The organism is Serratia proteamaculans, from assembly GCF_013337185.1.
GTDB lineage: Bacteria > Pseudomonadota > Gammaproteobacteria > Enterobacterales > Enterobacteriaceae > Serratia > Serratia proteamaculans_D.
In genome coordinates, this window is the sequence record NZ_SWDE01000004.1 from 397158 (window position 1) to 408846 (window position 11689).

Genomic DNA, 11689 nt, shown 5'->3' on the forward strand with positions numbered 1-11689 from the left:
AAGGAAGGGGATATCGCCCCACTTATTTACCGTTGAAAAGGGACATGATAATGAAAAAGATGACTAAATTTATCGCACTGCCACTGGTTCTGGCGTTGGGTGTTGGCTTTGCCTCCGTGGCGTCTGCAGCAGGTAACGACTGCAATGCCAAGCGCGGGGCGATTGAAAACCAGATCAGAGAAGCGCAGAAATACGGTAACAGCAACAAAGTGGCCGGCCTGCAAAAAGCCTTGAATGAACTGCAAGCTCATTGCACCGACAGTGGCCTGGCAGCCAAGGGCCAGCAGAAAATCGACAAGCTGGAGCGTAAGCTGACTCAGAAACAAAACGATGTCAGCAAGGTGCAGGCTGATTTAGGCGAAGCGCAGGCACGTGGCGACGCGAAGAAAGTTGCCAAGTATGAGAAAAAACTGCAGGAAAAACAGTCTGACGTCAACGAAATCACCGCTGACCTGCGTCAGGCTCGTGCCGAGCTGGCCGCTTTGCAAGGTTAAGCTTTTTGGCTCAAGACTAAAGGCGCGTAGAGCGCCTTTTTTATTGGGTTAAAAAGCCGGTGTTAACCCTCCATGCTTTTCTATTTGCGCACATCCTTACTGCTGACGGCGTTAGTGGCGCCCGCCTGTCTGGCCGAATCCAATAAAATCTACGTTATTGTCAATAATGCCTACCACGGCCGCATCGGGTTTGATCAGGCCCCCAGCGGGGAGGTTTGCATCACCGCGCCCCTGCTCAGGGAATGGGGGATGCGTTATGCCGATGTCGCCGCCATGTATTTCTCTGCCGACGACTGCGTGATGCCGGCGGCATTGGCACAGCGCAATATAAAACAGTTTTATGACCCGGATGCGCAGTTACTGACGCTGGTGATCCCGGAGCATCTCATCACCAATAAAGAAAATGGCGTGGTCACCAGCCGTTGGGATGACGGCATTAATGCCGCGTTCGTCGATTATCGTCTCAATTACAGCCACTACCAGGGTGAAAAATACCGCAATACCGATCGTCGTCGCCGGGTGAATGCGGATATTAACAGCGGTGTTAACCTTGGCGCCTGGCGTTTGCGTTATGAGCCGGTATATCAGGAAGAAACCTGGGGTCAACCCGCATGGTATACCGAGCGGGCGTTTGCCTTTCGAGATATCAGGGCCTGGCGTTCTCAGTTGACTTTAGGCGATAACAATACCCCTTCCACGCTGTTCAACAGTGTGAAGTATCGAGGTATCAGCCTGGTATCTGACGACAGGATGTTACCGGATGGCCTGCGAGCTTTCTCCCCCTGGGTGCGCGGTTATGCGCGTAGCAACGCACAGGTGAAGATCCGCCAGAACGGCGTGGTGATTTATCAGACCTTTGTTTCGCCCGGCACCTTTATTCTGAAGGACGTTTATCCGCCGGCCCCTGACGGTGATATTGAAGTGATCATCAAGGAAAGCGACGGTACCGAAACCGAACGGCGGATCCCCTATTCATCGATGCCCAACCTGGTGCACCGCTATCATTGGAAGTACGACGCCACCGTCGGTAAATATCAGCCCTACCACGGCAGTGAACAGGCGCAGCCGGTATTTGGTGAAATGTCCCTTAGCAGCGGTTTGGCTTACAAAATGACGCTGTATGGCGGCTTTCTTACCTCCGACCTCTATCGAAGTGTGGCGGTGGGGGTGGGCAAAAGTCTGGATGAGTGGGGAGCCTTGTCGATGGATTACAGCCTTTCATCGGCGGTGGAACCGCGGCGACAAGAGCCCGATCACGGAGGCATGGCCCGCCTGCGTTATGCCAAGGCGGTGCCTCAATGGGAGTCCTCCTTTAGCCTGTTGGCGCAGTATTATCCCCCCAGACAAAGTTACCGCACTTTCAATGAGGCGATAGTCCAGCAGAAAACCTACTCATGGGATTGGGATGACGGTGTTTTTACCGGTGATTTTGATGCTGAAAAAAAATACCGTCTCGAGGCGAGCTATAACCAGTTTATTACGGATTCTGACAGTGCCTATCTAACGCTGGTTAAGGAGACGATGCGCGGGCAGGAGAAAGGCGAGACCAGTCTTGAATTAGGAGTGAGCAGCAGTTGGGGAGAGCTGGACGTGAACCTGCGTGCCGAATATAACCAGCGTTCTTACGGCAAAGATCAGGCCCTGCTCGCCCTGTCGTTCTCTATCCCGATGAGTGCGATATTGTTGCCACGTGTCAGGCTTAACTACGATCATACCCTGGTGAAGAATGGCGAAGATAGTCGCCGTCTGGGCATCAGTGGCACCGCGCTGAAGGATTACAGCCTCAACTATGCCGCCAGCACTACCCAAAGTCAGAAAAAGGGCAGCAGTCAGGATCTCAGTGCCGGTTACCAATATAACGCCGGTCAACTGCGGGTGGGGTATTCGCGCGGCCCTGGCTATCAGCAGCAGGATGCCGCACTTTCCGGTAGCATGATTGCGTCCAGCCAGGGCGTGACGCTGGGGCAATCGCTCGGTGAAACCATAGCGCTGGTCAGCGTGCCGGGTTCACCGGGTATCGGGGTGGATAACCAATACGGCGTGACTACCGACTGGCGCGGCTATGCGATTGTCGGGTCATTGACCTCGTACCGGGTCAATCGGCTGTCGTTGAATACTTATAGTTTGCGGGAAGGCTGGACCTTACCGGAGGACGAGGATGAAGTGGTACCGACGGCGGGGGCCATCATGTTCAGCCGGTTTGCACCGGCTGAAAAAGTTAGCCCAGTTGACGCTCAAACCAGCTTTCCAAAATAACCACCGCCGAGGCGGAGTCCACGCTGCCCTTGTCCAGTGCGCGGAACCCGCCGCGATCGAACAGGTTGGCGCGGGCTTCGACGGTACTGAGGCGTTCATCATGCAGCGCTATCTGTACGCCAAAACGGCCGTGCAGGCGGTTGGCAAATTTACGCGCCTGCTCGGTCACCAGCTGTTCGGTGCCGTCCATGTTCAGTGGCAGGCCGACCACCACCAGATCCGGCTGCCACTCTTTGAGCAGCTTCTCGATCTTTTGCCAGTCCGGCGAACCGTCCTGCGCTTTGAAGGCGGCCAGCGCGCGGGCGCTGCCGGTGAGTTCCTGCCCAATGGCGGCACCAATGCTTTTGGTGCCGAAGTCGAAGGCGATAATGGTGCGGTTGGTCATCAGGCGTGTCCTGCGTGATTGGCAATGCTGCAGATGTCGATGCCCAGGCGGTTGGCGGCCGCACGCCAGCGGTTGGCGATCGGCGTATGGAACAGAATGTCGGTATCGGCTTCAATGGTCAGCCAGGCGTTTTCCAACACTTCCTGCTCTAACTGGCCTTTCTCCCAGCCGGCATAACCGAGCGCGACCAGCACGTCATCCGGCTGCTCCGGGGTGCCCAGCGTTTCCAGCACGTCTTTCGAGGTGGTGATCATGGTATCCGGCGAGATCTGAATGCTGGAGCCAAAGCCTTTGCGCGGCGTATGCAGGATAAAGCCGCGATCGTCCGCTAACGGGCCGCCGGCAAACACCGGCTTATCGAGGCTGATCGCCGGATCACGCGTCTGCGCTATGATCTTCAGTTTGCTCAACACTGTTTCCACCGTGAACTGTTCCACCGGTTTATTGATCACCAGGCCCATGGCGCCGTCTTCATTGTGCTCGCAGACATAAATCACCGAGCGTTTGAAGCGAGGATCCTGAAGTGATGGCATAGCGATAAGAAAATGGTGCTGTAAATTCATGGTGTTATTTTAGACAGTTGATGGGTGATAAGTTAAACAGCCGCCAGTATGCGGCCATCCCCGTCGCCTTTCAAGTTGCAGCGTTGTTAGCTGCACTCGCTCAGCCGAGGCCGGTAGCGTCAGTAAGGGAGGTCAGGATAGCGGGCGACAATGCCGCCCGCACTGCGGATTACTTCGCTGCCAGACGCTTTTCGATCGCGTCCATCAGCATACCGGTGATAGACACCGGGAAGGCCGCTTCGATTTCGCGTGCGCAGGTTGGGCTGGTGACGTTGATTTCGGTCAGTCGATCGCCAATCACGTCCAGGCCCACGAAAATCAGCCCTTTTTCTTTCAGCGTTGGCGCTACCGCACGCGCAATTTTCCAGTCACTTTCGCTCAGCGGACGCGCTTCACCCCGGCCACCGGCCGCCAGGTTACCACGGGTTTCGCCCTGCGCCGGAATACGCGCCAGGCAGTAAGGCACCGGCTCACCGTCCACCACCAGAATGCGTTTATCGCCTTCCTTGATCGCCGGAATGAAGTTCTGCGCCATGCAGAAACGACTGCCGTGTTCGGTCAGGGTTTCGATAATCACCGACAGGTTAGGGTCATCCTGCTTCACACGGAAAATCGACGCGCCGCCCATACCGTCCAGCGGCTTGAGGATGATGTCGCCATGCTGCTGGTGGAATTTACGGATGTGCGCCGCACTGCGGCTGACCAGGGTATCCGGCGTCAGTTCCGGGAACCAGGCGGTGAACAGTTTTTCGTTGCAGTCACGCAGGCTCTGCGGCTTGTTGACCACCAGCGTACCCTTGACCTCTGCACGCTCGAGAATATAGGTCGCGTAGATGTATTCGGTATCGAACGGCGGATCTTTACGCATCAGGATCACGTCCAGATCCTGCAGCGCCAGATCCTGCTCGCTGCCAAAGCTGAACCAGCTCTCTTTATCTTCCTTCACGCTCAGCAGGCGGGTGCGGGCGCGGCCGTCACCGGCGTGCAGATAGAGATCGTCCATCTCCATATAGTGCAGTTCCCAGCCACGGCGCTGCGCTTCGAGCAGCATGGCGAAGCTGGTGTCTTTCTTGATATTGATGGAGGCGATAGGATCCATCACGATGCCGAGCTTAATCATCTTTTCTCCTTTAACCCAGGTCGCCGAAACGTACCTGCAAAGCGGTAATTGCGGTGAGCGCTGTGGTTTCTGTACGCAGAACGCGTGGCCCCAGCAGGATATCAGTAAATCCGTGGCCTGTGGTCATCGCAATTTCGCCCGTTGATAAACCGCCTTCCGGCCCAATCAGCAACCGGACATGTTCCACCGGCAGCGGCAGGGTATTGATGCTGTGGCTGGCGCGCGGGTGCAGGTTAAGCTTGAGGCTGTCATCTTGCTCGGCACACCAGGCTTCCAGTTGCATCGCCTCGCGGATTTCCGGGATGCGGTTGCGGCCGCACTGTTCACAGGCGGCGATGGCAATTTTTTGCCACTGCTGAATTTTTTTCGCCAGGCGTTCGCCGTCCAATTTCACGCCGCAGCGCTCGGAAAACAGCGGGGTAATGACGTTAACCCCCAGCTCGATGGATTTCTGAATGGTGAATTCCATCTTTTCACCGCGAGAAATCACCTGGCCCAGATGCAGATTGAGCGGTGATTCCCGGTCTTCCAACTGGCCGGCGCTGAGCTGCACCTGCACATTTTTCTTGTCGACCTGAGTGATCTGGGCGTCAAACACCTGATTGCTGCCGTCGAATAACTGCAGCGCCTGGCCGGCGTTCATGCGCAGTACACGCCCGATATGGTTGGCGGCGTCTTCGCTTAAGAAGATTTCCGCGTTGTCGATCAACGGCTGCGGGTGATAAATACGGGGTATGCGCATATGAATATTCGATCCTGACTCATGTGCAGTCATCAGTGCTGCAGCTTGAAAAAAAAGAGTATATACCCAAAGTAATTGAAGCTGCAGCAAGGCGGCAAGTGAGTGCATCCCGATGAGCTTACTTAAGTAAGTGATTCGGGGGCGCTCACGCAGTCAACACCGCTGCAGTTTTAAGTACGAAGGGGATTTAGCCCTTTCGTTGCTGGCAAGCCTGCTGAATATAAGGATTATGGTTGCCCTGTACCTTAGCGATGCGTGCCTCGCGCAGACATTCCCATTGGTTGACCGGATACTGGCGGTTCCATACCTCGAAAAGCTGGGTCTGCTGACGGGAAAGCCGCAGTTGGTAACGGTCGCGCATATAGAAGTAGGTACGGGCGATCGCGCCACGGGCGCGGACAGGCGGTTCGGCCTGCTTGTTTTTGAAGTCCACTTTCATCGGGCACTGGCCGTACTGGCCTTCGCCACCTTTCCATTGGCTGTACATAAAGTTATTACGATCGCCGTTCACTTCACCTATCGCCGGCTGCAGGTTGTGCAGGTCGGTTTCGATTTGGCGATAACCGGCGTCTTTATTGCAGTTTTTGCGTCCGCCCTGTTGCCAGCACTGCAATTGGTGGCCGAACTGCCAGGCCGGTACCACGTGTTCCCATTCAATACGCTGTGCGCGTTGGGCGTTTTTACGTGCCTGATAACCGCAACTGTTCAGATCGGGAATGCCTTTTTTGCCCTGCCAGTCGATCTGGCAGCCGCAGTAGAAAGAGCCGGGCGCATCCTGATTGATTTTGGCCGCGGCCGCCTTGGCCTGAGAAAAGTTATTGATGCCGTGCGCCTGTGCGGCACCGGCAGTGAGAACCACCATAAATAAAATTTTGCGAAGCATATTCCAAAACAGCTCAAAATTGGAAAAGCAGGCAGGGTAGCGGAAGTTTGCAGCCGTAGCAAACGGCGATATTTGCTTGTTTTAACGGATAAATCGTTCCGCTAAATGGGCTCGCCGGCGAAAAAATTCAGTTTGTCGCCACACTGTCGGCAGCGATATTCGCTTTCTCCACGCATCACCCGATTGTGGCGGCGCACGGTCAACTGGTGTAGCTGGCAACTGCAGCGGTAGGGGTAGGTTTTGCTCTGCACCGAGGCAATCTCAAACTGATGGGTACGGCTGGCCGGTACCTGCAACACGCTTTCCATCATCCAGCGCCATTCGTTGCCGTGGGGTGGCACGCGACCAAACTGGCGGAATACCAGCAGGTGCGCCAGTTCATGCGGCACCACTTCATCGATAAACGGCTGTTGGTTTTCCATCAGCAGCACCGGATTAAGCCGGATTTCCCAGGCTTGCAGCCAGGCGGTGCCCGCGCTGGTACCACGTTGCTGGTAAACGACTTTGGGCTCGGGGAACTCGACGGAAAAGTGCTGACGGGCCAGCTGCAGTTTTTCTCGCAGACAGCGCATCACCGCCTGTTGCAGCGCAATGGGGATTCTTACTTTGTTCATTGCGGCTAGCTTAAGCAATGGCGCGCCGGCTGGCAATAAGAGGCAAAGCAAATTCGCGAGCGGCCCGCCAGGCAGGTTTTTCACCACATTGATAACCCGATCGACGCTGATGGATTGTAATCATTGTGTTAACTGCGGGATAATAAAGGGTACATGCTGAGACTGTACCTGTAGGGGATGAATATATTCGTCCCGATTAACACGGGCGCAGTATACAGCGCCCCTACAAACCAGCAGGGTATTATGCGATTTAGCGCAATAACCGGCTGATTAAAAATACGTAAGGTGTGGGGAGTTTTTTGACGCGGCCTGCCCCGAGCTGGCTCAGTAAGTGTGAATTTAACGCAGCTGACGTTGCAAGTGAGAGATTAATGTCGAATAAACCGTTCCATTATCAAGATCCGTTCCCGCTGAAAAAAGACGATACCGAATACTATCTGTTGAGCCGTGACCACGTTTCCGTGAGTGAGTTTGAAGGCCAGGAAGTGCTGAAAGTAGCCCCCGAAGCGTTAACCCTCCTTGCTCAACATGCGTTCCATGACGCCTCATTCATGCTGCGCCCGGCGCACCAGCAGCAGGTGGCCGATATCCTTAAGGATCCGGACGCCAGCGAAAACGACAAGTACGTTGCGCTGCAATTTTTACGTAACTCAGAAATCGCCGCCAAGGGTATTTTACCGACCTGCCAGGACACCGGCACCGCCATCATCGTCGGCAAAAAAGGCCAGCGTGTCTGGACCGGCGGCGGTGATGAAGCCGCATTGTCACGTGGGGTGTACAACACCTATATCGAAGACAACCTGCGCTACTCGCAAAACGCCGCGCTGGATATGTACAACGAGGTCAACACCGGCAGCAACCTGCCGGCGCAGATCGATCTCTATAGCGTTGACGGTGAAGAATACAAATTCCTGTGTATCGCCAAGGGCGGTGGTTCAGCCAATAAAACCTATCTTTACCAGGAAACCAAAGCATTGCTGTCCCCGGGCAAGCTGAAGGATTATCTGGTCGAAAAAATGCGCACGCTGGGCACCGCAGCCTGCCCGCCTTACCACGTGGCATTCGTTATCGGTGGCACCTCGGCCGAAGCGACGCTGAAAACCGTCAAGCTAGCCTCGACCAAGTACTATGACGGCCTGCCGACCGAAGGTAACGAGCACGGTCAGGCATTCCGTGACGTAGCGCTGGAAGAAGAGTTACTGAAAGAAGCCCAGAATCTGGGGTTGGGCGCGCAGTTTGGCGGCAAATACTTTGCGCACGACATCCGCGTGGTGCGTCTGCCACGCCATGGCGCTTCCTGCCCGGTAGGCATGGGGGTTTCCTGCTCCGCTGACCGTAACATCAAGGGCAAGATTAACCGTGACGGCATCTGGCTGGAGAAGCTGGAGCACAATCCGGGCAAGTTCATTCCGCAAGAACTGCGTCAGGCCGGGGAGGGCGAAGCCGTCAAGATTGACCTCAACCGCCCAATGGTCGAGATCCTCAAGCAGCTGTCGCAATTCCCGGTGTCTACCCGCCTGTCACTGAGCGGCACCATCATCGTGGGCCGCGACATTGCCCACGCCAAGCTGAAAGAGCGGCTGGACAACGGCGAAGGTCTGCCGCAGTACGTTAAAGATCACCCGATTTACTACGCCGGTCCGGCTAAAACGCCGGACGGTTACGCCTCTGGTTCTCTGGGGCCAACCACCGCCGGACGTATGGACTCTTACGTTGATCTACTGCAGTCCCACGGCGGCAGCATGATCATGTTGGCCAAGGGCAACCGCAGCCAGCAAGTGACCGACGCCTGCCATAAGCACGGCGGTTTCTACCTCGGCAGTATTGGCGGCCCGGCGGCGGTGCTGGCGCAACAAAGCATCAAGAGCCTGACCTGTGTCGAATACCCTGAACTGGGGATGGAAGCCATCTGGAAAATCGAAGTGGAAGATTTCCCGGCGTTCATTCTGGTGGATGATAAAGGCAATGACTTCTTCCAGAAAATCCAGGCCGGTCAGTGTTCGCGCTGTGTGAAATAACTTTAGTGAATACTTGCCGCTCAACTGCGGGCGGCAAGTTTCAGGTTTGATCAGACCCTGTGTAAAGTCCTGTAGCCCGCTGGACGCCGCGTTTTAACCTGTATACCCTACGTGCGCAGCAATAACATACGTATAAAGGCATATTTGGCACAGAAGGCTCGGCAACTACATGGAAACGCAAGAAAATCATATCAGGGAATTACTGGTCTGGATTGAAGACAACCTGACCAACCCGCTATCATTGGATATCGTTTCTGCCAAATCAGGCTACTCGAAATGGTACCTGCAACGAATGTTCAAGACGCAGACCAGTCTGTCGCTGGCCTCTTATATTCGCGCCCGTCGTTTGTATCTCGCCGCTTTTGCCCTGCGCTTCACGCAAAAGAGCATTCTTGATATTTCCATTGAATATCAATTTGATAACCAGCAAACCTTTTCCCGCTGCTTCAAAAAGCACTTTGCCGAATCTCCCAGCGTCTATCGCCATGCCCGCAAGCAGGATTTCAGCCACCTGGTTCGTTCGCTGTCAACCAACCATCCCGGCGACATTCAGGTTGATCGCATCAAGGTGGTCAAAGGGCAGTATGCGATTAAGGGGAAAAGTTACGCTTACCACCTCGATATTGCCGATTTGGATAAGTCGCACCTGCACATTCGCAGCAAAATCAGAGAGCAGTTCTATCAATCGGTGGCCAGTCGGCCGGCGTTGACCTATGCATTGACCCAGTTTATTCCTGATGGAGAGCAGGTCAGAGTGGAATATGCGCTTGGCATTGCCGAGGACTGCCCGGCCAGTGATGCCGCCGGGCTTGAGCCATGGCCGGAAATTCACGGCGATTATTGCCGCTTTTGTTACTCCGGCAAGCCGGTGGCCTTGCACGACCATGTGGTGCAGATTTACACCCAGGCACTACCGGAATTGGGCCTGGCCCGCAGAGTAGGGCCAGACCTGACGATGTTTAACTATTCGCTGAACGAGCGGGAGGAGTTGCAGCTTGAGCTCCAGCATCTGGTGCCAGTGACTCCGCTTGGTTGACAGACAGGGCGGCGGTAGTGCGGTTTTTCTGCTGCACGATATCCGCCATCACCGCCAGCGCGATTTCCGCCGGGGTTTTACTGCCGAGTGGCAACCCGATCGGGGCATGAATACGCTCGAGTTCCAGCGGGCTGAATTCGGCAATTTGCTGTAAGCGCTGGCGCCGACGCGCGCTGTTGCGTAATGATCCCATGGCACCGATATAAAACGCCGGGGTATGGATCGCCTCCATCAGCGTCAGATCGTCCATGCGCGGATCGTGGGTCAGCGCCACAATCGCGGTATTGGCGTGGCAGCCGCCGTCTTCAATAAACTTGGCCGGGAACTGGCGCAACAAGGTGACGTTGGCTCTGAGCTGCGGGGCGAAATTATCCAGCGCCTCCGGCCGATTCTCACAGACCAACACTTCAAACCCCAGAGAGCTGGCGAAGTCGGCGCAGTACAGCGCCACGCTCGATAGCCCGGCGATCAGTAAACGCGGGGCCGCAGCGATATGCAAAGTGACCTGCGGGCCGCGACGTTCCACCTGGGTGGCGCTGGCAAAGTCGGTCAATGTCAGGCTGGTACAGGCATCGGGCAGTGTCAGACGTTTGGCCAGCGCATGGTGTCCGTTCAGTGCACCGGCAATTTTTGTCAGATAGGCAATGCTGTCGTCGCCGGCAGGCAGGGATTCGATCAGCACTTCCAGTACGCCACCGCACGGCAGCGCCACGTTCGGCTCCAGACCTCCTTCACCATAACGGATCACCTGGCTGGCCGCCTGATATTCCCCCGCCGCCACGCGTCGCAGAAAATCCTCTTCAACGCAGCCCCCCGACAGCGACCCGCAATAATGCCCGTCCTGGGTGGCCACCAACATGGCCCCCGGCGAACGCGGTGAGGAGCCATAGGTGCTCAGTACGGTGCACAGCCATACCGGTTGTTGCTTCAGCCAGCTTATCGCCTGGTTGACCACGGTGATATCGAGATGTTGCATGATGATTTACTCGCTGGCCGGTAGCTGTGACGGAAGATCAATATCCTGCACCACCTCGGACCTTTCAAGAGGAAGCAGGAACACCGACTGCCCTTTAAGCAGTTCACGTGCGCCATTATCACCGCGCAATTGGCCCAGTTGTTTGCGCAAAATGGCGGAAAACCCGACCGGGTGTCCCGGTTGCTGCTGGAAACCGGGGCGGGCGATGGTGTGTTGCTGTAGAGCGGCCGCCACCTGCTGGAAAACCGTCGGCGTAACGAAGGGCATATCCGCTAAGTGGATCAGCCAGCCTTGCCAGTGCGGGGTGGCGTTAACGCCGGCGGCGATGGATTCTCCGAGGCCAGAGCTTGCCAGCAGTGTGACCGGAACCTGATAGGCCGCGCAGACCTGCTGCACCTGGAGATTGTCCGGCCGGGTCACCACCCATACCGGCAAACCAGAGGCCAGCGCCTGACGCAGCGTTTGTTCAAATACGGAACGTTGCTGGCCGGAGTCGTCTGCAAACCCGGCATTCAATTTATTGCCTTCGCCACCGGCCAGAGAGAAACGCTCTCCACGTCCGGCGGCGGCGATCACTATGCCCGTTGTCATCTTACCCGCCC

General features: G+C 56.0%; 12 protein-coding genes. 4 read left to right on the forward strand and 8 right to left on the reverse strand.

Going from position 1 to position 11689, the window contains the following annotated elements; translation table 11 throughout:
- Window positions 1-50: 50 nt before the first annotated feature.
- Together FCL49_RS18010 and FCL49_RS18015 are read left to right on the forward strand one after the other, a co-directional pair.
- Complete coding sequence (locus FCL49_RS18010; protein WP_135317997.1) at window positions 51-494, forward strand: DUF1090 domain-containing protein; 444 nt, start codon at window positions 51-53, stop codon at window positions 492-494.
- Between the two features lie 72 nt (window positions 495-566).
- Window positions 567-2750 (forward strand): fimbria/pilus outer membrane usher protein, encoded by a 2184-nt coding sequence (locus FCL49_RS18015; protein WP_174354592.1) that lies wholly within the window; start codon window positions 567-569, stop codon window positions 2748-2750.
- Here the strand turns inward: FCL49_RS18015 and ruvX are convergent.
- The 6 genes from ruvX to FCL49_RS18045 form a co-directional block, all read right to left on the reverse strand.
- Window positions 2713-3135: a Holliday junction resolvase RuvX gene (gene ruvX, locus FCL49_RS18020; protein WP_012146730.1), complete on the reverse strand. Its 423-nt coding sequence runs from the start codon at window positions 3133-3135 to the stop codon at window positions 2713-2715. The two genes, FCL49_RS18015 and ruvX, sit on opposite strands and share 38 nt — an antisense overlap.
- Window positions 3135-3698 (reverse strand): YqgE/AlgH family protein, encoded by a 564-nt coding sequence (locus FCL49_RS18025; protein WP_174354593.1) that lies wholly within the window; start codon window positions 3696-3698, stop codon window positions 3135-3137. The genes ruvX and FCL49_RS18025 overlap by 1 nt, the downstream gene beginning before the upstream one ends.
- A 169-nt stretch (window positions 3699-3867) precedes the next feature.
- Window positions 3868-4818, reverse strand: coding sequence for a glutathione synthase (gene gshB / locus FCL49_RS18030; protein WP_112347374.1), 951 nt, complete (start codon window positions 4816-4818; stop codon window positions 3868-3870).
- A gap of 10 nt (window positions 4819-4828) precedes the next feature.
- The gene (rsmE, locus tag FCL49_RS18035) at window positions 4829-5560 is read right to left on the reverse strand and encodes a 16S rRNA (uracil(1498)-N(3))-methyltransferase (protein ID WP_174354594.1); all 732 of its coding nucleotides are present in this window, start codon (window positions 5558-5560) and stop codon (window positions 4829-4831) included.
- Window positions 5561-5747: 187 nt separating this feature from the next.
- Window positions 5748-6443 carry a deoxyribonuclease I gene (gene endA / locus FCL49_RS18040; RefSeq protein WP_174354595.1) on the reverse strand — a complete coding sequence of 232 codons (696 nt, stop codon included), beginning with the start codon at window positions 6441-6443 and terminating at the stop codon, window positions 5748-5750.
- Between the two features lie 101 nt (window positions 6444-6544).
- Window positions 6545-7057: a SprT family zinc-dependent metalloprotease gene (locus FCL49_RS18045; protein WP_174354596.1), complete on the reverse strand. Its 513-nt coding sequence runs from the start codon at window positions 7055-7057 to the stop codon at window positions 6545-6547.
- A gap of 371 nt (window positions 7058-7428) precedes the next feature.
- On the opposite strand from FCL49_RS18045, the gene fumA reads away from it, so the two are divergent.
- Together fumA and FCL49_RS18055 are read left to right on the forward strand one after the other, a co-directional pair.
- A complete protein-coding gene (gene fumA / locus FCL49_RS18050; protein ID WP_174354597.1) occupies window positions 7429-9075 on the forward strand; it encodes a class I fumarate hydratase FumA in 1647 nt (548 codons plus the stop codon).
- 169 nt (window positions 9076-9244) lie between these two features.
- Complete coding sequence (locus tag FCL49_RS18055) at window positions 9245-10111, forward strand: helix-turn-helix domain-containing protein (RefSeq protein WP_174354598.1); 867 nt, start codon at window positions 9245-9247, stop codon at window positions 10109-10111.
- Here the strand turns inward: FCL49_RS18055 and FCL49_RS18060 are convergent.
- Entirely contained in the window at window positions 10035-11087 is a 1053-nt protein-coding gene (locus tag FCL49_RS18060; protein ID WP_174354599.1) for an XdhC family protein, read from the reverse strand. The two genes, FCL49_RS18055 and FCL49_RS18060, sit on opposite strands and share 77 nt — an antisense overlap.
- A gap of 6 nt (window positions 11088-11093) precedes the next feature.
- On the reverse strand, window positions 11094-11678 hold the full coding sequence (locus FCL49_RS18065; protein ID WP_174354600.1) for a nucleotidyltransferase family protein: 585 nt from the start codon (window positions 11676-11678) through the stop codon (window positions 11094-11096).
- Between the last annotated feature and the right edge of the window lie 11 nt (window positions 11679-11689).

Excerpts from the sequence above, each read along its gene's own strand:
- FCL49_RS18010 (WP_135317997.1), top strand. The coding sequence starts at position 51 with ATGAAAAAGATGACTAAATTTATCGCACTGCCACTGGTTCTGGCGTTG.
- FCL49_RS18015 (WP_174354592.1), top strand. The coding sequence starts at position 567 with ATGCTTTTCTATTTGCGCACATCCTTACTGCTGACGGCGTTAGTGGCG.
- ruvX (WP_012146730.1), bottom strand. The coding sequence starts at position 3,135 with ATGACCAACCGCACCATTATCGCCTTCGACTTCGGCACCAAAAGCATT.
- FCL49_RS18025 (WP_174354593.1), bottom strand. The coding sequence starts at position 3,698 with ATGAATTTACAGCACCATTTTCTTATCGCTATGCCATCACTTCAGGAT.
- gshB (WP_112347374.1), bottom strand. The coding sequence starts at position 4,818 with ATGATTAAGCTCGGCATCGTGATGGATCCTATCGCCTCCATCAATATC.
- rsmE (WP_174354594.1), bottom strand. The coding sequence starts at position 5,560 with ATGCGCATACCCCGTATTTATCACCCGCAGCCGTTGATCGACAACGCG.
- endA (WP_174354595.1), bottom strand. The coding sequence starts at position 6,443 with ATGCTTCGCAAAATTTTATTTATGGTGGTTCTCACTGCCGGTGCCGCA.
- FCL49_RS18045 (WP_174354596.1), bottom strand. The coding sequence starts at position 7,057 with ATGAACAAAGTAAGAATCCCCATTGCGCTGCAACAGGCGGTGATGCGC.
- fumA (WP_174354597.1), top strand. The coding sequence starts at position 7,429 with ATGTCGAATAAACCGTTCCATTATCAAGATCCGTTCCCGCTGAAAAAA.
- FCL49_RS18055 (WP_174354598.1), top strand. The coding sequence starts at position 9,245 with ATGGAAACGCAAGAAAATCATATCAGGGAATTACTGGTCTGGATTGAA.
- FCL49_RS18060 (WP_174354599.1), bottom strand. The coding sequence starts at position 11,087 with ATGCAACATCTCGATATCACCGTGGTCAACCAGGCGATAAGCTGGCTG.
- FCL49_RS18065 (WP_174354600.1), bottom strand. The coding sequence starts at position 11,678 with ATGACAACGGGCATAGTGATCGCCGCCGCCGGACGTGGAGAGCGTTTC.